Annotated in this window: 21 protein-coding genes; all 21 read right to left on the reverse strand. The window is 64.1% G+C overall.

What is annotated here, in order from left to right; translation table 11 throughout:
• Positions 1-9 precede the first annotated feature (9 nt).
• The 21 genes from coaBC to alaS all read right to left on the reverse strand — a co-directional run bounded on the left by coaBC (position 10) and on the right by alaS (position 22002).
• The gene (gene coaBC, locus ACYU0X_RS09085) at positions 10-1236 is read right to left on the reverse strand and encodes a bifunctional phosphopantothenoylcysteine decarboxylase/phosphopantothenate--cysteine ligase CoaBC (protein ID WP_418906680.1); all 1227 of its coding nucleotides are present in this window, start codon (positions 1234-1236) and stop codon (positions 10-12) included.
• Positions 1237-1301: 65 nt separating this feature from the next.
• On the reverse strand, positions 1302-1562 hold the full coding sequence (gene rpoZ / locus ACYU0X_RS09090) for a DNA-directed RNA polymerase subunit omega (protein ID WP_309407076.1): 261 nt from the start codon (positions 1560-1562) through the stop codon (positions 1302-1304).
• A 10-nt stretch (positions 1563-1572) separates the two neighbouring features.
• The gene (gmk, locus tag ACYU0X_RS09095; RefSeq protein WP_309407074.1) at positions 1573-2136 is read right to left on the reverse strand and encodes a guanylate kinase; all 564 of its coding nucleotides are present in this window, start codon (positions 2134-2136) and stop codon (positions 1573-1575) included.
• Between the two features lie 3 nt (positions 2137-2139).
• Positions 2140-2475: an integration host factor, actinobacterial type gene (gene mihF / locus ACYU0X_RS09100; RefSeq protein ID WP_309407073.1), complete on the reverse strand. Its 336-nt coding sequence runs from the start codon at positions 2473-2475 to the stop codon at positions 2140-2142.
• Between the two features lie 135 nt (positions 2476-2610).
• Complete coding sequence (gene pyrF / locus ACYU0X_RS09105; RefSeq protein ID WP_461900318.1) at positions 2611-3444, reverse strand: orotidine-5'-phosphate decarboxylase; 834 nt, start codon at positions 3442-3444, stop codon at positions 2611-2613.
• Entirely contained in the window at positions 3437-6715 is a 3279-nt protein-coding gene (carB, locus tag ACYU0X_RS09110; protein WP_418906682.1) for a carbamoyl-phosphate synthase large subunit, read from the reverse strand. Before carB ends, pyrF begins: the two co-directional genes overlap by 8 nt.
• Positions 6715-7884, reverse strand: a complete 1170-nt coding sequence (carA, locus tag ACYU0X_RS09115; RefSeq protein ID WP_418906683.1) for a glutamine-hydrolyzing carbamoyl-phosphate synthase small subunit — start codon at positions 7882-7884, stop codon at positions 6715-6717. The genes carB and carA overlap by 1 nt, the downstream gene beginning before the upstream one ends.
• Positions 7885-8394, reverse strand: coding sequence for a PH-like domain-containing protein (locus tag ACYU0X_RS09120; RefSeq protein WP_461900321.1), 510 nt, complete (start codon positions 8392-8394; stop codon positions 7885-7887). It abuts the gene before it with no gap.
• The gene (locus ACYU0X_RS09125; protein WP_461900323.1) at positions 8387-9691 is read right to left on the reverse strand and encodes a dihydroorotase; all 1305 of its coding nucleotides are present in this window, start codon (positions 9689-9691) and stop codon (positions 8387-8389) included. Before ACYU0X_RS09125 ends, ACYU0X_RS09120 begins: the two co-directional genes overlap by 8 nt.
• Entirely contained in the window at positions 9688-10665 is a 978-nt protein-coding gene (locus ACYU0X_RS09130) for an aspartate carbamoyltransferase catalytic subunit (protein ID WP_309407062.1), read from the reverse strand. The genes ACYU0X_RS09125 and ACYU0X_RS09130 overlap by 4 nt, the downstream gene beginning before the upstream one ends.
• Entirely contained in the window at positions 10662-11237 is a 576-nt protein-coding gene (gene pyrR / locus ACYU0X_RS09135) for a bifunctional pyr operon transcriptional regulator/uracil phosphoribosyltransferase PyrR (RefSeq protein ID WP_418906686.1), read from the reverse strand. Before pyrR ends, ACYU0X_RS09130 begins: the two co-directional genes overlap by 4 nt.
• A 393-nt stretch (positions 11238-11630) precedes the next feature.
• On the reverse strand, positions 11631-12041 hold the full coding sequence (nusB, locus tag ACYU0X_RS09140; protein ID WP_309407059.1) for a transcription antitermination factor NusB: 411 nt from the start codon (positions 12039-12041) through the stop codon (positions 11631-11633).
• Positions 12041-12601, reverse strand: a complete 561-nt coding sequence (gene efp, locus ACYU0X_RS09145) for an elongation factor P (RefSeq protein ID WP_418906687.1) — start codon at positions 12599-12601, stop codon at positions 12041-12043. Before efp ends, nusB begins: the two co-directional genes overlap by 1 nt.
• A gap of 603 nt (positions 12602-13204) precedes the next feature.
• Positions 13205-13741, reverse strand: a complete 537-nt coding sequence (locus ACYU0X_RS09150; protein WP_418906688.1) for a tetratricopeptide repeat protein — start codon at positions 13739-13741, stop codon at positions 13205-13207.
• Between the two features lie 2 nt (positions 13742-13743).
• Complete coding sequence (aroB, locus tag ACYU0X_RS09155; RefSeq protein WP_309407055.1) at positions 13744-14835, reverse strand: 3-dehydroquinate synthase; 1092 nt, start codon at positions 14833-14835, stop codon at positions 13744-13746.
• Positions 14836-14897: 62 nt separating this feature from the next.
• Complete coding sequence (locus tag ACYU0X_RS09160) at positions 14898-15392, reverse strand: shikimate kinase (RefSeq protein ID WP_461900326.1); 495 nt, start codon at positions 15390-15392, stop codon at positions 14898-14900.
• The gene (gene aroC / locus ACYU0X_RS09165) at positions 15393-16592 is read right to left on the reverse strand and encodes a chorismate synthase (protein ID WP_309407052.1); all 1200 of its coding nucleotides are present in this window, start codon (positions 16590-16592) and stop codon (positions 15393-15395) included.
• A gap of 29 nt (positions 16593-16621) precedes the next feature.
• A complete protein-coding gene (locus tag ACYU0X_RS09170; protein ID WP_461900328.1) occupies positions 16622-17452 on the reverse strand; it encodes a shikimate dehydrogenase family protein in 831 nt (276 codons plus the stop codon).
• A complete protein-coding gene (gene mltG / locus ACYU0X_RS09175; protein ID WP_418906692.1) occupies positions 17452-18810 on the reverse strand; it encodes an endolytic transglycosylase MltG in 1359 nt (452 codons plus the stop codon). The genes ACYU0X_RS09170 and mltG overlap by 1 nt, the downstream gene beginning before the upstream one ends.
• A 35-nt stretch (positions 18811-18845) precedes the next feature.
• A complete protein-coding gene (gene ruvX / locus ACYU0X_RS09180; RefSeq protein WP_461900330.1) occupies positions 18846-19319 on the reverse strand; it encodes a Holliday junction resolvase RuvX in 474 nt (157 codons plus the stop codon).
• Positions 19312-22002 (reverse strand): alanine--tRNA ligase, encoded by a 2691-nt coding sequence (gene alaS / locus ACYU0X_RS09185; RefSeq protein WP_309407047.1) that lies wholly within the window; start codon positions 22000-22002, stop codon positions 19312-19314. The genes ruvX and alaS overlap by 8 nt, the downstream gene beginning before the upstream one ends.
• Positions 22003-22020: the final 18 nt, after the last annotated feature.

Below are 22020 nucleotides of genomic sequence, written 5' to 3' on the forward strand. Positions count from 1 at the left end.
TGGTGCCGCTCACTGTGTGACGGTCTGTTGCCGATTTATGACGTCAGCGACCTGTTCGATGACCACGCGGGCCACCTCGAGCTTGCTTCCGGCGCTGTGCACCGGGGTGCGGCCATCGGCGAAGAGCACCTGGGCGGCGTTGGTGTCTTGTCCGAAGGTCAGGTTGGTGCCGACCTCGTTGACCACGAGCATTTCACAGCCCTTGCGTTGCAATTTGGCGCGGCCGTAGTCTTCCACGCTGCCTTGCGCGTCCCCGGTTTCTGCGGCGAAGCCGACCACCAGCGGAGGCAGCTCGGGTTGCGTGGCGCGAGCCGCAACTACCTCGGCCAAGATATCGGGGTTGCGCACCAGTGAGATCACCGGGGCCGAATGCTCATCACGCTTTTTGATCTTGGACTGCTCAATGGTGTCGGGGCGGAAATCGGCCACCGCCGCGTTCATGATCAACACGTCCTGGCCCGGCGCGTGCTCAAACACCGCCGCGTGCAGGTCACTGGCGCTGCCGACCTGGATCACCTTGGCTCCAAGCGGCGCGGGAACCTCGAGGTTACAGGCCAAGAGGGTCACGCTAGCTCCGGCATCCATGGCGGCACGGGCCAGAGCCACGCCTTGGCGCCCGGACGAACGGTTGCCCAAGAAGCGCACCGGGTCCAGCGGTTCGCGGGTGCCTCCGGCGGTGATCAGTACCTTGCGCCCGGCCAACAGCGGCTCGCTGAGCATCGCGGTGGCCCTGGCAAAGATCTCCTCGGGTTCCACCATGCGCCCGGGGCCCGAATCGGTACCGGTTAGTCGCCCCTCGGCCGGACCGATCAACTGTACGCCGCGGTCGCTGAGCGTCTGGATATTGGCAACGGTCGCCGGGTGCTGCCACATTTCGGTGTGCATCGCCGGGGCCATGAGCACCGGGGCGCGGGTGGCGAGCAGGGTTCCGGTCAACAAGTCCGTGGCCAGCCCGTTCGCGGCCTTGGCCAGCAGATCGGCGGTGGCCGGCACGACAAGCACCAAATCCGCCTGCTGACCCAAGCGCACGTGGTTCACGCTATCCACGGCGTCGAAGACATCGGCGGTCACCGGGTTGCCCGAAAGCGCCTCCCAGGTGGCGTTTCCCACAAATTTTTCCACGCTGGGGGTGGGAATCACATCGACGTGGTGTCCGGCCTCGCGCAGCAGGCGCAGGAGCAAGACCGATTTGTAGGCCGCAATGCCGGCCGAGACCCCTAGGACAATTCGCTTCACGCTATAGCTTTCTGGCTCGTTAAAAAGGAAACGGCGCCCTGATCTCAGGGCGCCGTAGCGACGTTTTAGGCCTCTTCGGCGGCCGCGGTAACCTTCAGCAGACCCTCGTCGAGTTCGCGTAACGCAATGGTCAGCGGCTTCTCGTTGGCCTTGGTCTCCACCAGCGGGCCGACGTACTCGAACAGGCCCTCATTGAGCTGCGCGTAGTATGCGTTGATCTGACGAGCACGCTTGGCCGAGTTCAAGACCAGTGCGTACTTCGAGTCATTGGTCGTCAGCAACGAGTCGATCGACGGGTTGATGATTCCCTCTAGGTTGGTGGTCACAAGACTCCCCTTATTCATTCCTCAGCCCCATTTGGGCGACAAGCTCTTCGGCGGCGCGTGCAACATCGTCATTAACGATGGTCACGTCGAATTCCGACTCAGCCGCAAGTTCCAGTTTAGCGGTTTCCAGCCGACGCTGCTGTTCCTCGGCGGATTCGGTGCCGCGGCCAATGAGCCGACGCACCAATTCCTCCCACGACGGCGGGGCCAAAAACACGAATTTTGCCTCGGGCATGGTCTCCTTGACCTGCCGGGCACCCTGCAGGTCAATTTCGAGCAAAACCTTCTTGCCCTGGGCCACCGCGTCCTCTACCGTGCTGCGAATGGTGCCGTAGCTATTGCGTCCGTGCACCACCGCCCATTCGAGCATTTGCCCGTCCTTGACGAGCGCCTCGAACCGTTCCGGGCCCACAAAGTAGTAGTGCACCCCTTCCACTTCGCCGGGACGCGGGTCCCGAGTGGTGGCTGAAACCGAGAGCCATACATCCGGATAGTTATCGCGGATATAAGTGGAGACGGTTCCCTTGCCAACGGCCGTTGGGCCTGCCAGTACGGTTACTGACGCAGCGGTCATATACTACACTTTCGTTTTTGGAGGCGACTGCTTGAAATGCTCGGTGATCGCGGTCCGTTGCTTACGGCCCAATCCACGCAGTCGACGGGAGGGAGAAATCCCCAGTCGTTCCAGCAGATTCGCGGCGCGGACTTCGCCGACGCCAGGCACCGACTCGAGCAAGTCCATCACGCGCATGCGCCCCACGGCTTCATCTTCGTAGACCAAGTCTAGTACCTCGGTGATGGAAATTTTTCCCGTACTGAACTGATCTTTGATCTCCGCACGTCGGGTGCGCGCGGCTAGCGCCTTGGCCCGTGCCCGGATGCGATCTTCGTCTGAAAGCTCTCGCAATACCATCGTTCAGCCATCCTTAGTGTGTAGTGGACTTGCCTCTATGGTGTTGAACATAATCACCAAACGCGTTTTATGCAAGAAGAATCGCGTTGTGGCTACCAGAAACTGTAGTAGCCACAACGCGATTCGGCTAGTAATTTAGCGCGCGTCGATCAATTCGTTGCGCACTTGCTCCGCCTTTTTCCGCAGGGCGGAAACTTCCGGTCCAACCTTGAGGATGTCTCGGCTACTGGTGCCCAGCACCTGAGCGTAGCTCTGCTCGAAGGCGGCGGCGATGTCCGCGGCGGTGGCACCCTGCGCTCCGAGGCCCGGAGTGAGCAACGGCGCCTTGCTGGCCACCAGGTCGATGCCCAGCGTCTTCACCGCGTCTCCGATGGTCGCACCGACCACCAGACCCACGTGACCCAGATCCGCGGCGTCGGCGTTTTCGGCGGCGACCTGCTCGATAATCGACTTGGCCACCGACTGCTCACCGCCCACATGCTGCACCGAGGGGCCCTCGGGGTTCGAGGTCAGTCCCAGCACGAACACACCGCGACCGGTGCTACGAGCCAGATCAACCGCCGGACGCAGGGACTCATAGCCCAGATAGGGGCTGAGCGTCACCGCATCCGAGGCCAGCGGCGAGTTATCGTCCAACCAGGCGGTCGCATAGGCGGCCATGGTCGAACCGATATCCCCGCGCTTGGCATCGGCTAGGCTCAACACGCCCGCGGCCCGCGCTGCGGCAAGCGTTTCCTCCAGCACAGCGAATCCGGCCGAGCCGAAGCGCTCGTAGAGGGCGACCTGCGGCTTGCACATGGCCGCTACCCCTTCGAGTGCCTCGATCACCGTCAGCGAGAAGCGGCGCACGCCCTCGACGTTATCCTCCAGCCCCCAGCTGTTCAGCAGCCCGGGGTGCGGGTCGATGCCCACGCACAGTGGACCGTACTGGTCCATGGCGCTGCGCAGGCGCTCTCCGAAGTTACGCATCCTCGCCCCGGTTCAGGAACTTGGCGTGCTCCTGCAGGCTCATCACATCCCAGTCGTAGGAACGCTGGGCGTCGATGGCCTGTGCCGCCGCGGCCAGTTCGGCCACGGTGGTGATGACCGGGGTGCCCACGCTGGTGGCCGCAGCACGAATCTCGTAGCCGTCGCCGCGGGCTTCGGAGCCCGACGGGGTGTTCACGATCAGTCCGATATGTCCCTCGTTGATCATGTCGACGATCGAGGCACCACCCTCGTGCACCTTGGAGACCACTTCGGTGGGGATACCGTTGCGGCGCAGCACCTCGGCGGTGCCGCCGGTGGAGACAATCTCGAAACCGTTATCCGAGAGGTGCTTGACCGGCAGCACGATCGAACGCTTGTCGCGGTTGGTCACCGAAACGAAGATCTTGCCCGAGGTCGGCAGCGGGTTGTTGGCTGCGGCCTGGCTCTTGGCGAAGGCGGTGTCGAAGTACTTGTCGATACCCATGACCTCACCGGTGGAGCGCATTTCCGGGCCGAGCAGCGAGTCGACGACCTTGCCCTCCGGGGTGCGGAAACGGGCGAAGGGCAGCACGGCTTCCTTCACGGCGATCGGTGCGGTGTCAGGCAGGTTCGAGCCGTCACCGGTGGCCGGCAGCACGGTACCGCGCAGCTCGGCGATGGATACCCCCACACCGATCAGGGCGGCGGCCTTGGCCAGCTGCACACCGGTGGCCTTCGAGGTGAAGGGCACGGTGCGGCTGGCGCGCGGGTTGGCCTCGATGACGTAGAGGATGTCGCTGGCCAGCGCGAACTGCATGTTGATCAGACCGCGTACGCCCACGCCCTCGGCGATGGCGCGGGTGGCGGCGGCCACACGGGCGCGCACATCCGGGCCCAGGGTGATCGGAGGCAGCACACAGGCCGAGTCGCCGGAGTGAATACCGGCCTCCTCGATGTGCTCCATGATGCCACCGATGTACAGGTCGGTGCCGTCGAACAGGGCGTCGACGTCGATCTCGATCGCGTCCTCGAGGAAGCGGTCCACCAGCACCGGGTGATCCACGGTGATTTCGGTGGCGTTGGAGATGTAACGCTCCAGGTTCGCCTCGTCGTACACGATTTCCATGCCGCGGCCACCGAGCACGTAGCTTGGGCGCACCAGCACCGGGTAACCGATGGAGTCGGCGATGGTCTTGGCCTCGGCGAAGGACACGGCGGTGCCGTTCTTCGGGGCGATCAGCCCGGCGTTATCCAGCACGCGCTGGAAGGCGCCGCGGTGCTCGGCCAGGTCGATGGCCTCCGGGGTGGTGCCCAGAATCGGCACGCCGGCGGCCTTCAGTTCGGCGGCGAGCTTCAGCGGGGTCTGTCCGCCGAGCTGCACGAAGACACCGAGTACGCCACCGGTCTCCTCTTCGGCGTGGATGATCTCCAGCACATCTTCCAAGGTCAGCGGCTCGAAGTAGAGGCGATCGGAGATGTCGTAGTCAGTGGAGACGGTCTCCGGGTTGCAGTTGACCATCACGGTCTCGTAGCCGGCCTCGCGCAGCGCCATCACGGCGTGCACGCAGGAGTAGTCGAACTCGATACCCTGACCGATGCGGTTGGGACCCGAACCGAGGATGATCACCGACTTCTTCTCGTGGGCCACCAGCTCGCTCTCCTCGTCGTAGGAGGAGTACATGTACGGGGTGAAGGCCTCGAACTCGGCGGCGCAGGTATCCACGGTCTTGTAGACCGGGCGGATGTTCAGCGCGTGACGCACGCCGCGTACCACGGCCTCGGACTTGCCGGTCAGCTTCGCGATCTGCGCATCGGAGAAACCGTGACGCTTGGCCTCGCGCAGCACCTGCTCATCGAGGTTCGGGTGCGCGGCGATCTGCGCGGCGGTCTCGTTGATCAACGCCAGCTGATCCAGGAACCACGGGTCGATGCCGGTGACCTCGTAGAGCTTTTCCAGGGAAACCCCGGAGAGCAGTGCGCGCTGTACCAGCGCCAGGCGCTCGGTGGAGCCCACGGTGATCTTCTCGAGCACCTCGGGGATCTCGGCCTCGTCCAGCGGCTCGAAGGACAGCTCGCTGCCCTTCTGCTCGAGCGAACGCAGCGCCTTCTGCAGCGCCTCGGTGAAGTTACGGCCCAGGCTCATCGCCTCGCCGACCGACTTCATGGTGGTGGTCAGGGTGGCATCGGCGGCCGGGAACTTCTCGAAGGCAAAGCGCGGGACCTTGACCACAACGTAGTCCAGGGCCGGCTCGAAGGAGGCCGGGGTCTTCTGGGTGATGTCGTTCGGGATCTCATCCAGGGTGTAACCCAGCGAGAGCTTGGTGGCGATCTTCGCGATGGCGAAGCCGGTGGCCTTCGAGGCCAGCGCCGAGGAGCGCGAAACACGCGGGTTCATTTCGATGACCACGACGCGACCGGTGTCCGGTTCGATGGCGAACTGGATGTTGCAGCCACCGGTGTCCACGCCGACCTCGCGGATCACGTTGATCGAGATGTCACGCAGGCGCTGGTATTCGCGGTCGGTCAGCGTCATCGCCGGGGCGACGGTGATCGAGTCACCGGTGTGCACGCCCACCGGGTCGAAGTTTTCGATGGAGCACACGACCACGACGTTGTCGTTCTTGTCGCGCATCATCTCCAGCTCGTACTCCTTCCACCCCAGGATGGACTCCTCCAGGAGCACCTCGGTGGTCGGCGAGTACTGCAGGCCGGCGCCGGCGATGCGGCGCAGATCCTCGGGGTTGTAGGCCATGCCCGAACCCAGGCCACCCATGGTGAAGGAGGGGCGCACCACGACCGGGTACTTCAGCTCCTCGACGGCGGCGAAGGCCTCCTCCAGGGTGTGCACGATCTTCGAGCGGGCCGATTCGGCGCCCGAGCGCTCCACCACGCCCTTGAACTTTTCGCGGTCCTCACCGAGCTCGATGGCCTCGATGTTGGCGCCGATCAGTTCCACGTTGTACTTCTCCAGCACGCCGTTCTTATCCAGCGCGATGGCGGTGTTCAGTGCGGTCTGGCCGCCCAGGGTCGGAAGCACGGCATCCGGGCGTTCCTTGGCAATGATCTTCTCGACGATTTCCGGGGTGATCGGCTCGACGTAGGTGGCGTCGGCGAATTCCGGGTCGGTCATGATGGTGGCCGGGTTGGAGTTGACCAGGATGACCCGCAGGCCCTCCTCCTTGAGCACGCGCAGAGCCTGGGTGCCGGAGTAGTCGAATTCGGCGGCCTGGCCGATCACGATCGGACCCGAACCGATCACGAGCACTGAGTTCAAATCGGTGCGCTTAGGCATTACTTGGAATCCTTATCTGCAGCGTTGTCCAACGCGGCGACGAAACGGTCAAAGAGGTAGGCGGCATCGTGCGGGCCGGAAGCGGCTTCCGGGTGGTACTGCACGGAGAAGGCCGGAATGTCCAGGCAGTTCAGGCCCTCGACGACACGGTCGTTGAGCGAGAAGTGGGAGACCTCCACGGCACCAAAGCGCGCGACCGGCGCGGTGACCGAGCCCTCGAGCGGGGCGTCCACGGCGAAGCCGTGGTTCTGGCTGGTGATCTCCACCTTGCCGGTGGCCTTATCCAGCACCGGCTGGTTGATACCGCGGTGACCGAAGGGCAGCTTGTAGGTGTCAAAGCCCAGGGCGCGGCCCAGGATCTGGTTACCGAAGCAGATCCCGAAGTACGGGATGCCGGCGTCGAGCACCGAACGCACCAGTTCCACCTGCGTGGTGGCGGTGGCCGGGTCACCCGGGCCGTTGGAGAAGAACACCCCGTCGGCGCCGGTGGCCTTGATATCTTCGAGGGTCGCATCATGCGGTAGCACGTGCACGCGCAGGCCACGCTCGGCCAGACGGTGCGGGGTCATCGACTTCATGCCCAGGTCGATGGCGGCCACCGAGTGCTTTACCGCACCGGTGTAACCGTGATCGGCTGGCTCGACGACGTAGGCCTGCTCCACCGAAACCTCGGCGGAGATATTGCGCCCGGCCATCGGCGGCTGCTGCTGCACCTCGGCGAGCAGTTCCGCCTCGGGACGCTGTGCGGCCTCACCGGAGAAGATGCCGGCCTTCATGGCACCGGCTTCGCGCAGGTGGCGGGTCAGCGCGCGGGTGTCGACATTGCGGATGCCCACGATCCCCCACTTTTTCAGCTCATCTTCCAAGGTGCCCTGGCTGCGCCAGTTGCTCGGGCGGCGCGAGGCGTCGCGCACCACGTAGCCGGCGGCCCACATGCGGCGGGACTCGGGATCTTCGTCGTTCACGCCCGTGTTGCCCATATGCGGGAAGGTCTGCGCGATGATCTGGTGGGCGTAGGAGGGGTCGGTGAGCGTCTCCTGGTATCCGGTCATGCCGGTGGTGAACACGGCCTCGCCCAGGGTGGTGCCCACGGTGCCGTAGGCCAGGCCACGGAAGATGCGGCCATCTTCCAGTACCAGCAGGGCTGGAAGGTTGCTTAGCGTAGTCACTTAATGTTTCTCCTGCTCGGCTGTGCCGCCCATGCGCGGCTGCAGCATCTGAATAATCTCTGCGGTCTGTTCGTGATACCGGGGTCGGAAGCCGGTATCGAATTCGTAGTCGTCCTTGGCCCAGCTGATGATCACCAGTCCGTTGCGTTCGACGAACTTGCCCGCCATTCCGGCCCCGCGCTGTACCTCCAGCGTGGCGCCGTAGGGAATGTGCAGGTCCGTGGTTCCGGGACGCAGCAGGTGCACCCCATCCTCACCAATGCTCAATTCGGCATTGGAGCGGATCCCCAGCTGATGCACGGCCACCCGATCCAGCCAGTCCTCGCGGCGCGTGGTGCTGACATACATTCCGGTGAAACGAGCCTGCTCGCTGTCCTCGAAGGGCTCATAGGGGGCCGGCACATCCTGTTGCCGACGCTTCATATTGCGCCACCCCAAGGCGATGAGGATGAAGGCCAGGACGATGACGGCGATCGTGATCCCGATCGCGGTAGGCGCGCCCTCAGGCATCGATCGACCGAGCCGAGGCCAATTCACCATCCAGCACGGTCGGGTGACCGTGGAAGAAGGTCGCGCGCACCGCACCGGGCAGTTCCATGCCGGCGAAGGGCGAGTTCCGCCCCTTGGTGGCCATGGCGAAGGGGTCGACGATCCAACGTGCCTCGGGATCCACCAAGGTCAGGTTGGCCGGTTCGCCCTCGGCGATGGGGCGGCCCTGATCGCTCAGTCGGCCGATCTGTGCCGGCACCGCGGAGGTGATCCGTGCGACGTCGGCCCAGGACAGCAGCCCGGTCTCGACCAGCGTGTGCTGCACGATGGACAGCGCGGTCTCCAGACCGGTCATGCCCATGGCGGCCTGCGCCCATTCGCAGTCCTTGGACTCCGAGGGGTGCGGGGCGTGGTCGGTGCCGATCACGTCGATGGTGCCATCGGCCACGCCGGCGCGCAGCGCCAGGACATCCTCGTTGCGACGCAGCGGCGGGTTGACCTTGTACACCGGGTCGAAGGTCTTGACCTTCTCATCGGTGAGCAGCAGGTGGTGCGGGGTCACCTCGGCGGTGACCTTGATGCCGCGGGCCTTGGCCCAGCGGATGATCTCCACCGAGCCGGCGGTGGAGACGTGGCAGACGTGCAGGCGGGCATCGACGTGCTCAGCCAGCAGCACGTCACGGGCGATAATCGATTCCTCGGCCACCGCCGGCCAACCGGGCATTCCCAGTTCCGCGGAGGTCTGACCCTCGTTCATCTGGGCACCCTCGGTGAGCCGTGGCTCCTGCGCATGCTGGGCGATCACCCCGTCGAAGGCCTTGACGTATTCCAGGGCCCGGCGCATCAGCAGCGGGTCCGAGACGCAGATGCCATCATCCGAGAACATGCGCACCGCGGCGCGCGAGTCGGCCATGGCACCGATTTCCGACAGCTGTTCGCCGGCCAAACCGACGGTGACGGCGCCCACCGGGCGGACGTCCACCCAACCGGCCTTGCGTCCCAGCTCATAGACCTGCTCGACGACGCCGGCGGTGTCGGCCACCGGGGTGGAGTTGGCCATGGCGTGGACGGCGGTGTACCCGCCCTTGGCGGCGGCCTGGCTACCGGTCAGCACGGTTTCGGCGTCCTCGCGGCCCGGCTCGCGCAGGTGGGTGTGGGTATCGACCAGACCGGGTAGCAGGATCTGACCGGTGGCCTCGATGACGGTGGCGTCCTCGGCGGACAGCTCGGTGCCGATCTGGGCGATCACCCCGTCACGGATCAACACGTCGGCGCGCTGCTCGCCAAGAATATTAGCGTCACGAATCAGGTAGTTCATAGGGAGGATTCCTTCGTCAGGTCGCCGGATAGAAGCAGGTAGAGGCTCGCCATGCGCACGGCCACACCGTTGGTGACCTGTTCGAGCACGAGAGCGCGATCGGAGTCGGCGGCCGCCGAGGAAATTTCCAGACCGCGGTTCATCGGCCCCGGGTGCAGGATCAAGGTGTCCATCCCGGCGGCGTTCAAACGGCCCAGTCGGGCGTCATCCAGCCCCCAGTACCGCGAGTATTCGCGTGGGTTCGGGAAGTACGCCGCCTTCATGCGCTCACCCTGGACGCGGAGCATCATCACGGCGTCCACGCCCGCGTTCAGCACGGAATCCAGGTCGTAGCTGATGGTGCACGGCCAAGTGCCACTACCTACCGGTAGCAGGGTGGGCGGGGCGACCATGGTCACCTCGGCGCCCAGGGTACGCAACAGCCAGAGGTTGGAGCGGGCCACGCGCGAGTGCAGGATGTCACCGACGATCGCGACCTTCAGGCCATCGAGTCCACGACCCAGCGGGGAGACGTTCTCGCGCAGTGCCAGCTGGCGGCGCAACGTGAAGGCATCGAGCAGCGCCTGGGTCGGGTGCTCGTGCATGCCGTCACCGGCGTTCACGATCGGCAGGTCAATCCAGTCGGTGGCCGCCAGACGAGCCGGAGCCCCGGAGGCCGGGTGGCGAATCACCACGGCGTCGGCGCCGATGGCCAGCAGCGTCTGTGCGGTGTCCTTCAGCGACTCGCCCTTGGACACCGAGGAGCCCTTGGCGGAGAAGTTGATCACGTCCGCGCTCAGGCGCTTGGCTGCCGCCTCGAAGGAGATGCGGGTGCGGGTGGAGTCTTCGAAGAAGAGGTTCACCACGGTGCGTCCACGCAGCGCCGGAAGCTTCTTGACTTCGCGGGTGCCAGCCTCACGCATTTCTTCGGCCACGTCGAGGATCTGGATGGCCTCGGCGCGCGACAGATCGCGGGTGGAAATCAGGTGTTTCATGCGATCCCCTCGATACTCACATCGTTCGTGCCGTCGATTTCTGCCAGGCGCACACGCACCTTTTCGCTTTTCGCGGTGGGCAGGTTCTTGCCCACGTGATCCGCGCGGATCGGCAGTTCGCGGTGTCCGCGGTCGACCAGTACGGCCAGTCGCACGATTTTGGGGCGTCCCCAGTCGGCGAGGGCGTCGAGGGCGGCGCGAATGGTGCGTCCGGAGTAGAGCACATCGTCGACCAGTACCACGACCTTGCCCTCGATGCCACCGCTGGGAAGTTTGGTCGGCGAGGGGGTGCGTGCGGTGGAGTGCCGCAGATCGTCACGGTACATGGTGACGTCGAGTTGCCCCACCAGAGCGGCGGGGTCGATGGATTCGTCCTTGGATGCGGCCGCAATACGGTCGGCCAGACGGCGCGCCAGCGGGAACCCGCGGCTTGGAATACCGAGCAGGACGAGGTCCTCGGTACCCTTATTTGCCTCGATTATTTCAAAGGCAATACGCGTCAACACACGTTCAATGTCATCGCCGGACAGCACGGTACGTGCCAGCACGGGCTGTGATGCTTCATCGGTCATCTGTGCGCGATCTCCCTTCTCCGCCTCACGGGACGGTTCTTAAAGGAACAGTGCTGAAGTAAAAATTATCACGCGTGCACCCCAATCCCCTAGCGCATATTCATGCATTGCAACGAATCGACCGAGGTGTTAATCACAGGGAAGGCGACGGCGCCCTTCCCTGGCCTGCCCCGGTCACGCATCGGCGCAGGTCACCGGTGCGCCGACACTGACCTGACGCGTCATTTCCAGTGCCGCGGCCCAGGCATGACGCCGTGCATAGCTCGTCGCCAATCTCACGTTCGCGTCGTGGAGAGGTAATACGCGTGCAACGTTGGCGCTTAAACACGAACTGCCGAGGAGATATCCCTAAACGGGATCTCCTCGGCAGTTCCGAAGTGTTGCTGCTACGAGCTAGTCGACCAGGGTTTCTTTGACTTCCTGGATGCGTCCGAGCACGCCGTTGACGAAGTCCGGGGACTCGTCGGTGGACAGCTCACGGACGTTCGCCACCGCCTCGGCAATGGCCACCGCGTCGGGGACGTCATCGTTGTAGAGCACTTCCCACACGCCAATGCGCAGGGCAATGCGATCGACATTGGGCATCCGTTCGATGGTCCAGCCACGTACGTAGCTTTCGAGCACCTCATCGATGCGTTCCTGGTGCGCGGTGACACCCTCGATGATGTTCAACGAGTACTCGTTGAGCACGATATCGGAGTTCTCACGTCGCGCAACGGCTACCTGAAGTGGGTCAGCGCCGCGGGCTTCTGCTTCAAACAAGAATTCCAGGGCCCGGCGGCGGGCCTTGGCGCGGGCGCTCACTAGGAGACACGTCCTAGGTAATCGCCGGTACGGGTGTCAACCTTGACCTTGGTGTTCTGCTCAACGAACAGCGGCACCTGGATCTCCTTGCCGGTTTCCAAGGTGGCGGGCTTGGTGCCGGCCGAGGAGCGGTCGCCCTGCAGGCCTGGCTCGGTGTAGGTGATTTCCAGGATGACCGAGGCTGGCAGCTCGAGGTACAGCGGAGCACCGTCGTGCATGGCGATGGTCAGTTCCTGGTTTTCCAGCATGTAGCCGGCGGCTTCGCCAACGGTATTGCCGGGCACGGTGATCTGGTCGTAGTCTTCCAGGTTCATGAAGACGTAGTCTTCGCCGTCCTGGTAGAGGTACTGGTAATCGCGGCGGTCCACGGTTGCGGTCTCGATCTTTGCACCGGCGTTGTAGGTCTTGTCGACGACCTTACCGGTGAGCACGTTGCGCATCTTGGTGCGCACGAAGGCGCCACCCTTGCCCGGCTTCACATGCTGGAAATCGATGATGGTCCACAGCTGGCCATCGATCTTGATGACCTGTCCGTTTTTGATGTCGGTTGTATCCGCCACGTATAACTCAATTCCTCGTATGTGCCAGCGCGAGGCCGGCCTTGTCAAAAATCCATATACAGTCTAGCGCATGGAAAGTTCAGCAGGCGGGTCTTTGCGACGAGTACCACGCAGGTAATTCGGCACAATGACTCGGTAAGGGCCACATGGAGCGGCTTGGTACCCGCCGAAGGCGCCGTTGATGGCGGTGCGATCCTACCGCGGCCCCGCGTGGGAAAACAGCTACCTCACTCGTCGCAGGCCTTAGCCGCACCTGTAGCCCCGCGGTGAGTCGTGCGACCCACGGCCATTGCTGGGGATGGTTGCCGGGTGAGCAATGGCGCTCACGGATAGGGTTTACGCCAGCGAATCGCGAAGGCCAACTGCAGTAGTTCCGGATTTCGCGCTAGATAACGGCGAATGCTCTAACCGAATTTAGGCCCCGCCCCGTTGCCTACACAGTGGTGTAGCGCTCCACTAGGGCTCCGACAGCTTCGCGAGCTTGTTTGTCGCAGGATGCTCCCGCGTGGCGGCAGAGGTGCACAACCACGTTAGTCTGCGTTAAAAGAAAATTCTGGCGCGCACATCACGTGCACGCCAGAATCACTTCACGCAATGGCTGCTTTAGCCGTGCTGTGCAAGTTTTTCTTCGGCCATCTGCAGACAGACCCGCGAGGCGTCGATCAAGTGTGGACGTCCACCGGATTCTTCACGCATCTGCAAGGCGGTGCGGAAGCGAGTGGCCGCCGCGTGGTAGTCGCCACGCTCGTAGTAGGACATGCCCAAGTGGTGTTGCATCAGCGACTCGTACTCGGTGCCGGCGAACTCTTCGAGGAGCGCGCGCAACCGGTTGATCGCCCGGTCGAAGTCACCTCGTGCACGGGTCAGCTCGGTGTCCAACACGCGCAGGTGGGCGTTGGTCGGGTCGGTCAACCGCGATTCGGCGATCAGCTCCCCCGCCTTGGACAGTTCACCACGGGCCAGGTGAATGACCACCTGGTCGGTCGGCGAACCGAAAAGCATCGAATGCTCGGCGGCCTTCTCGTCCGAGACGAAGGGACGCATGGTCTCCGGGTCGATGAGGATGCCCGCAATAGCCGTATCGGTACCTTCACGGTTGACCGAGGCGACTTCAAAGGCTTGGTGTGTCTGCTGAGTCATCGTTATTCCCCGATCTCCTGGTAGGCGGCGAACAACAGCGAGTTATCGGGCACCTCGTAGATACGCGGCTTGCCGATTTCCTCAAGCACGACAAAGCGCAGCTGATCGCCACGCGACTTCTTATCGCGCTTCATCCCATCGAGCAGCGCGGCCCAACGGTCATTGCGGTAGCTCGTGGGCAGACCCAGCGAACGGAGAATGGCGAAAGTGCGCTCAACAATAGCGTCGGAGGTGTAACCGACCGAGCGTCCCAGCTCGGCCGCGAAACACAGGCCAATCGAGACCGCGGCACCATGACGCATCTGGTAGCGCTCGGCCAACTCGATGGCGTGGGCCAGGGTATGGCCGTAATTCAAGAACTCGCGCTCCCCCGATTCCTTCAGGTCACGCGAGACCACGTCGACCTTGACGGCGATGGTGCGTTCAACGATTTCACGCAGTCGATCGCTGGTCGGATCGATCGCATCGGCGGGATCTTCTTCGATCAATTCCAGAATGCGCTCGTCGGCGATGAAGCCACATTTCACGGCTTCGGCCAAACCGGTGACCAGTTCGTTCTTTGGCAAGGTGGCCAGCGCATCGAGGTCGGCCAGTACGGCGGCCGGTGGGTGGAAGGCCCCGACGAGGTTCTTGCCCTCGGCGGTGTTAATGCCGGTCTTGCCGCCCACGGCGGCATCCACCATCGCCAGTAGCGAGGTGGGGATATGAATCACCTTGACGCCGCGCAGCCAAGTCGCTGCCACGAAGCCGGCCAGATCGGTGACGGCGCCGCCGCCCACGGAGATTACCGCGTCGCTGCGGGTGAAGTCGTTCTTGCCCAGAACCTCCCAGCAGAAGGAGGCCACCTGAATGTGCTTGCCCTCCTCGGCATCCGGGATTTCCGCGGTCAGCGCGGTCAGTCCGGTCCCTTCGAGATCCTCACGAACCAGATCGCCGGTGGCGCGCAGGGCTCGTGGGTGGATGATCAAAACCTTCTTCACCGCCGGACCGAGCAATTCGGGTAGTTGCCCCAGCAAAGAATTGCCGACGAGTACGGGATAAGATTCCCCGGCATTCGTCCCGGTGACCTGCAGTGTGGTGGGTGCTAATGGCATCCGTCGAGATCCTCCTCATGGTGCTGATCTATCTAGGGTACGCGCGCGGCGGCGCACGCAAACTATCTCGTGGCGCGAATCACATGATCCTTAATGAGCGCTACGACCTCGTCGACCGAGCGATCGTCCACGTTAACTGTCAGGTCAGCTAGGGATTCATAGGTACTTCGGCGTTGTTCGTAGAGCTGCGTCCAGCGCGCAATGCGATCATCGCCACGTAGCAGGGGCCGCCCGTCATCAGCCGGTAGACGGCCTTGCGCGGTCCGTTCGGAGAGCTCTAAATAGATGACCGTACCGCGGCGTAGCGCGGCATGATTTTGCGGGTTGACCACTATGCCGCCGCCGGTGGCGATAACCCCGGCCCGCGTTTGCGCCAGCGCCTGAGACTCGAGGCTCCGGAAGTAGGCCTCCCCGTGGGTGGCGAAAATCTGTGGGATCGGGCCGTGCGCCTCGGTGATGACCGCGTCGGTGTCGGCGAAGTCGGTGGACAGGGCAATGGCCAGCGACCGCCCAATGGTGGACTTGCCGCTGGCCATGGGACCAATGAGATAGATCATTTATACCCCGGTCGACTCCAACGACTCAGGGATTGCCGCCAGGTACGACTCAAGGTTCCGCTTGGTTTCGGCCACCGAGTCGCCGCCGAACTTCTCCAATACGGCCTGGGCGAGCACCAGTGCCACCATGGCTTCGGCTACCACGCCGGCAGCCGGAACGGCACAGACGTCCGAACGCTGGTGGTGTGCGGTGGTGGCTTCGCCGGAGGCGGTGTCAATGGTGCGCAGGGCGCGCGGCACGGTGGCAATGGGCTTCATGCCGGCACGTACGCGCAGCACCTCGCCGATGGACATGCCACCTTCGATACCGCCGGCACGACCCGAGGCGCGGCGGATAACACCCTGTTCGTCACGTTCGATCTCGTCGTGGGCAGCCGAACCGCGACGGGCCGCGGTTTCGAACCCGTCGCCGACCTCAACACCCTTAATGGCCTGAATGCCCATCAGTGCGCCGGCCAGGCGCGCGTCAAGACGGCGGTCCCAGTGCACGTAGGAGCCCAGACCTGGAGGCAGGTTGTAGGCAAGAACCTCGACCACGCCGCCGAGGGTTTCCCCGGCCTTGTGTGCGTCGTCGACTTCGGCCACCATGGCCTGGCTGGTCTCTGCGTGGAAGCAACGCAGTGGGTCGGCATCCAGCGCGGCCACATCGGCGGCCGTGGGTAGCGGGGCGTCGGCCGGGGCACTGACGGTGCCGATGGCGGTGGTGTGCGAGACCAACTCGATACCCAGTTCGCGCAGGAACGCCTGCGCCACGGAACCGAGGGCCACTCGGGCGGCGGTTTCGCGGGCGCTGGCCCGCTCAAGCACCGGACGGGCATCCTCGAAACCGTACTTCTGCATGCCGGTGAAGTCGGCGTGGCCCGGACGCGGGCGGGTCAATGGTGCGTTGCGCGCCATGGCGGCCAGCTCGTCGAGGTCCACCTCGTCGGCGTTCATCACCTTTTCCCACTTGGGCCATTCGGTGTTGCCGATCTGGATGGCCACCGGGCCGCCCTGCGATTTGCCGTGGCGGACACCGCCAAGGAAGGTGACCTGGTCCTGCTCAAACTTCATGCGGGCACCGCGGCCATAGCCGAGCCGCCGGCGGGCCAGTGCATCACGCACGACCTGTGAGTCCACCGAAACCCCGGCGGGTAGTCCTTCAAGAATTCCAACGAGTGCCGGGCCATGGGATTCGCCCGCCGTCAACCAACGCAACATGGCATCAATTTTGCCATGACATGACCGGATTAGCCTTCTCGATGAAGTCCGATGCTGGCGTATAGGGCATTTGTGACGTTTTCACGCACCGACTCATCGAAGTTCACGCCACTAAAAAGGCGGACCTGCTCCACAGCCTGGTGCACCAACATATGTTCACCGCTGAGCACCGGCCCGGCCCAGCTTTCGGCCAGGGCCGAGGGCCACGGGTCATAGGCCACGTCCATGAGCACCCCGGTGCCGGCCCCGAGCACAGATAGCCAATCATCGGCCCCATGCGGTGGCAGAGTGCTAATCACCAGCGGGTCCGCGGCTAAGGCGCCTTCGCCAAGCGAGCCTAGCTCCTCGACGCGCACATCCATGCCCAACTCTTCGGCCAGGGCGGCGACCTTCTGGGCCTTGAGCGCGTTGCGCAGCACGATACGCAGCTCGCGCACACCCAGTTCGGCACCGGCGGCCACGGCCGCCAGGGTGGTGTTGCCGGCCCCGAGCACGGTGAGCCGCTCGGCTTGGCGCACCCCGGCGTCGCCTAGGGCTCCAAGGATGCCGTCGACGTCGGTATTCTCCCCGCGCAAACGGCCCTGCGGGTCAACGATGATGGTGTTCAGCGCGCCCAACCGGCGCACCCGATCGCTCAGCTCGTCCATCAGGGGCACGAACACGTCCTTCAGCGGCATGGTGACCGAACAACCGGCCCAACCACCGGCACGTAGCTCGGCCGCCTGTGCCTCGGCCTGTTCCGGGGACAGCTCAATGGCCCGGTAATCGATCGGCACCTCGAGCAGCGCGTAGGCGGTGCTGTGCAGCACCGGGGACTTGGAGTGGCCGATGGGTTGGCCGAGGACGGCGGCGCGTAGCATTAGCAAGCCTCCGGATTCGCCGAGCAGAAGTCGCGGAACTGCTGCTGATTCTTCTGATGATCGGCGAAGGTCCGCGCAAACTTCGTTTCGCCGGTGATGGTGTTGACCGTCACCCAGTAGTAGTAATCATTGGGCACCGGGTTGATCGCGGCACGGATCGCCGGAAGCGCCGGGGAACCGATCGGCGTGGGCGGCAGTCCCTTGTGCACATAGGAGTTGTAGCGGTTCGAGGCGTCCTTGCGTTCGGCCTGGCTGAACTGCAACGAGTAGCGATCCAATCCATAGATCACCGTGGAATCCACTTGCAAGAGCCCGTGGGTTTCGCGGTTATTCGGTGAGAGACGGTTGTCGATGGCACCGGCCACCGTCGCGTAATCCTTCGGACGGGCCTCCGCCTGCAAAATCGAAGCGATCTTCAGGTAGCGATACCCTTCGCTGAGATCCTCGACGCCCTGCTCGCTCAGGGCCTTCTTGGTGTTATCTACCATGGTCTGCAAAATCTCGGTGGCTTCGGTTTCCAGCGGGAAGCGGTACTCCCCCGGGTGCAGCCAGCCCTCAAGATTCGGCACCGACTCGGGAAGCCCAAAGGCCTGCGGGTCATCGGCGAGTTCACGCAACTGCTTTTCCTTCAGCCCGGAGCCCTCGGCGATTTCCTTCAACGAGTCCTTGAGCCGCACATTGGCCTTCAACCCCACGTAGACCACCTTGTCGGGGCGGTTATCCAGCATGATTTCGGCGGCGTCGGCGGCCGGCAAATTTGTGTTGAGCTGATAGGTGCCCGGGTGAATGGTGGTGGCCTCCTCATGGGTGGCGACGAAGTCCTCCACCGCCTTCACGAAGAGCTTCTCGCTGGCCACGACCTTCTTCTCGGCCAGCACCGAACCAACGATCTTCGCACCCCAACCATCCTTGACGGTGATTTCAACCACGGGACCCTTGGGTCCGGTGAAATCGTCCGGGTTGAACTGCTTGTAGATGGTCTTGATGAAGTACACCGACCCGGTCACGACCAGGGCAAAAATCAACACGGTGGCAAGCATCACCAGATTGCGCCGACGCTTGGTGCGCCGCGGCTTTGGCTCATGCTCGGTAAAAACCGAGGTTTCGGCCAGCGGCATTTGCCCGGTGATCGGATGCTGCTCAGCGTGCTCGGCCTCGGCGTCGTACGCGGCGGCCTGCTCGGCATGCGGGTGCTCGGTCTCGGGGGCCTCGGTGAAGTCCGCACCGCCTAACGGAGCTCCGGTGATTTCCGGGGCTCCCGGGGTCGGTAGTTCTCCCGGGCGTGTTCCACCGGCCCAGCGGCGCAGCAGCTCGGGCAGCGATGACGGGATATTGGCCGGGTTATGCTCGTCGCCCATAATCTCTCTCCATGTGGGGCGTGCGTGGCGAAGGGTTACTTCACCACGACGCGGCTTGCCTGCACGCGGGCGTCGTTACGCCGTGCGTCCAGCACCTGTTGCAAAATATTGACCGCGGCCACCTGGTCGACGACCTCGCGGTGCTGCTGCATTTTGCGACCCGATTCGTGCAGCATTCGGTGGGCGCTGACCGTGCTCAGCCGTTCGTCGATGAGATACACCGACAACTCCTGCTGCGCCTCGTGGGCACGCTCGGCCAGTTCGATCGCATAGGCGCGGGCCATCCGAGTGGACTCGGTGTCCTGCCCCGAGAGGGCACGCGGCTCACCGACAAACACCTCGCTGACCCCACGATCCGCAATAATGCGCAACAGCATCCGCAGATCGGAATTCTTCTTCGCGTCGCGGCGCAGGGTCATCACCGGGGTAGCCAGCACCCCGTGCGGATCGGATACGGCGACGCCGACGCGGGCCAGGCCCACGTCGACGCCCATCGCCAACTCAGGCATTGGCCACCGCGGAACGGATGGCCGCCAGGGCCTCGCCGATGCGCGAGGCGTCCTGCCCGCCACCCTGAGCCATATCGTCCTTGCCGCCGCCGCCACCGCCGAGCACGGAGGTAGCGGTGCGCACCAGCGCACCGGCCTTGAAACCGGCGGAGCGTGCCGCCTCGTTGGTCACGGCCAGCACCAGCGGGCGTCCGCCGGCCTGACCGATCAGCACGATCACGGCCGGGTCGGAACCGATCTTGCCGCGCAGATCCAGTGCCAGCGTGCGCAAGGCATCGGCCGAATCCACGGCACCGGCATCATGAGCCAAGAGCTTGACACCGTTGAGCGACTCGACGTCGGCGAGCAACGCACTGCTCTGGGCCAGTAGCGCGGCCGACTTCATTTCGGCGATCTGCTTCTCGGCGGCCTTGAGCTTTGCCACGGTGTCCGAGACACGGTCGAGCACCTGCTCGCTGGGGACCTTGAACATTCCGGTCAGCTCCGAAACCAGGGCGCGTTCGGCTGCCCCGTGACGGAAGGCCTCCATACCCACCAGGGCTTCGACGCGGCGGTTGCCCGAACCGACCGAAGCCTCCGAGAGAAGGGTCAGCTGGCCGATGCGGGCGGTGGAGCCCACGTGGGTACCACCGCACAGTTCGCGCGACCAGGCGCCGTTCATCTCCACAACACGCACCGAATTGCCGTACTTCTCACCGAACAGGCTCATCGCACCGAGCTTCTTCGCGGCATCCAACGACATTTCATTGCTGATCACGTCGTGGTTCGCCACGATGGCCTGGTTGACGACCTCTTCAATTTCGGCGCGCGTGGCGGACGACAGTGCCTCGGTCCAAGAGAAGTCGAAGCGCAGGTATCCGGCCTTGTTGAAGGAACCGGCCTGCGTGGCGGTGGGCCCGAGCAGGTCGCGCAGCGCGGCGTGCACCAGGTGAGTGGCCGAGTGAGCCTGCTCACCGGAGTGGCGACGGATCGCGTCCACCTCGGTGCGTACCAGTGCCTCGGCGGGCAGTTCGCCCTCGCGCACCAGAACCTTGTGGACGTTCAAACCCTTAACCGGGGCCTGCACATCGGTGACCTCGAGGACGAAACCATCACCGTGGATCAATCCCACGTCACCGGCCTGGCCACCGGCCTCGGCGTAGAACGGGGTTTCCTCGAGCACCAGATCCACCTGCTGGCCCTGTTCGGCAAAGGGCACCAACTGCCCATCGCGAACGATGCCGCGGATCTTCGACTCGCCATTGAGCGTGTCGTAGCCGGTGAAGTGCACCGCGCCGGACTCGGCAAGCTTGTTGAAGACGCTCAGATCGGCGTGGCCGGCCTTCTTGGCCTTGGCGTCCTTCTGCGCGCGGGTGCGCTGTTCGGTCATCAGCTCACGGAAGCGCTTCTCATCGACGCTCAACCCCGCCTCGGAGGCGATCTCCAAGGTCAGGTCGATCGGGAAACCGTAGGTGTCGTGCAAGGTGAAGGCGTCATCGCCGGAGAGGTTCGTGCCGGCGGCCTTGGCCTGTTCGAGGGCCTCGTCCAGGCGGGTGGTACCCGAGGAGATGGTGCGGCGGAAGGCGCGCTCTTCGGCGTAGGCCACCCGGGCAATGCGTTCGAAGTCGGACTCCACCTGCGGGTAGACGCCCTTCATCGCATCGCGCGAAACCGGCAGCAGCTGTGGCAGCACCTCGGAGTCCACACCCATCAGGCGCATGGCACGCACCGCACGGCGGATCAGGCGGCGCAGCACATAGCCGCGGCCCTCGTTACCCGGGGTCACGCCATCGGAAATCAGCATCAGGGCGCTGCGTACGTGATCGGCAATCATGCGCAGGCGCACATCGTTGGCGTGGTTCGGATCCTCGGGATCCTCGGTGGAGGTGTACTCCACCCCGGCCAGTTCGGCGGCGCGATCAAGCACCGGGCGCACCTGGTCGGTTTCGTACATGTTCTCGACGCCCTGCAGGATCATCGCCAGGCGTTCCAGACCCAGCCCGGTGTCGATATTGCGCTTGGGCAGTTCACCGGCCACATCGAAGTCGGTCTTCGAGCGCACGGCGGAAAGCCGGTACTGCATGAACACCAGGTTCCAGATCTCGATGAAGCGGGTTTCGTCGACGGCCGGGCCGCCGTCCTTCCCATACTGCGGGCCACGATCGTAGTAGATCTCCGAGCAGGGACCACCGGGGCCGGGCTGACCGGTGTTCCAGTAGTTATCTTCCTTGCCGGTGCCGATCACGCGTTCGCGGGGCACACCGATCTCTTCTTCCCAAATGCGGCGGGCCTCGGTGTCCTTCTCGTCGCCGTCCTCGTAGACGGTCACCCACAGGCGCTCGGGATCCAGGCCGTAGCCGCCGGATTCCACCGAGGAGGTCAGTAGCTCCCAGGCGAAGGGAATCGCCGATTCCTTGAAGTAGTCACCGAAGGAGAAGTTACCGCACATCTGGAAGAAGGTACCGTGGCGTACGGTCTTACCGACCTCTTCGATATCTCCGGTGCGGATGCACTTCTGCACGGAGACGGCGCGCGAGTATGGCGGCTCCTCACGGGCGGTCAGGTACGGGATGAACGGGACCATGCCCGCCACCGTAAACAGCAGCGAGGGATCAGAGGAGACCAGCGAGGCGCTGGGAACCGCGGTGTGGCCCTTGGCGGCGAAAAAGTCGATCCAACGGCGGGCAATTTCCTGCGTTTTCATCGTTGAGCGGATGATCCC

It is taken from the genome of Glutamicibacter sp. X7, from assembly GCF_054889245.1.

Coding starts and splice junctions, on each gene's coding strand:
- mltG (WP_418906692.1), bottom strand. CDS start 18,810: ATGGGCGACGAGCATAACCCGGCCAATATCCCGTCATCGCTGCCCGAG.
- pyrF (WP_461900318.1), bottom strand. CDS start 3,444: ATGCGTAACTTCGGAGAGCGCCTGCGCAGCGCCATGGACCAGTACGGT.
- carB (WP_418906682.1), bottom strand. CDS start 6,715: ATGCCTAAGCGCACCGATTTGAACTCAGTGCTCGTGATCGGTTCGGGT.
- ACYU0X_RS09160 (WP_461900326.1), bottom strand. CDS start 15,392: ATGATCTATCTCATTGGTCCCATGGCCAGCGGCAAGTCCACCATTGGG.
- alaS (WP_309407047.1), bottom strand. CDS start 22,002: ATGAAAACGCAGGAAATTGCCCGCCGTTGGATCGACTTTTTCGCCGCC.
- mihF (WP_309407073.1), bottom strand. CDS start 2,475: ATGGTATTGCGAGAGCTTTCAGACGAAGATCGCATCCGGGCACGGGCC.
- ruvX (WP_461900330.1), bottom strand. CDS start 19,319: ATGCCTGAGTTGGCGATGGGCGTCGACGTGGGCCTGGCCCGCGTCGGC.
- ACYU0X_RS09130 (WP_309407062.1), bottom strand. CDS start 10,665: ATGAAACACCTGATTTCCACCCGCGATCTGTCGCGCGCCGAGGCCATC.
- aroB (WP_309407055.1), bottom strand. CDS start 14,835: ATGCCATTAGCACCCACCACACTGCAGGTCACCGGGACGAATGCCGGG.
- ACYU0X_RS09125 (WP_461900323.1), bottom strand. CDS start 9,691: ATGAACTACCTGATTCGTGACGCTAATATTCTTGGCGAGCAGCGCGCC.
- ACYU0X_RS09150 (WP_418906688.1), bottom strand. CDS start 13,741: ATGACTCAGCAGACACACCAAGCCTTTGAAGTCGCCTCGGTCAACCGT.
- ACYU0X_RS09120 (WP_461900321.1), bottom strand. CDS start 8,394: ATGCCTGAGGGCGCGCCTACCGCGATCGGGATCACGATCGCCGTCATC.
- ACYU0X_RS09170 (WP_461900328.1), bottom strand. CDS start 17,452: ATGCTACGCGCCGCCGTCCTCGGCCAACCCATCGGCCACTCCAAGTCC.
- gmk (WP_309407074.1), bottom strand. CDS start 2,136: ATGACCGCTGCGTCAGTAACCGTACTGGCAGGCCCAACGGCCGTTGGC.
- pyrR (WP_418906686.1), bottom strand. CDS start 11,237: ATGACCGATGAAGCATCACAGCCCGTGCTGGCACGTACCGTGCTGTCC.
- aroC (WP_309407052.1), bottom strand. CDS start 16,592: ATGTTGCGTTGGTTGACGGCGGGCGAATCCCATGGCCCGGCACTCGTT.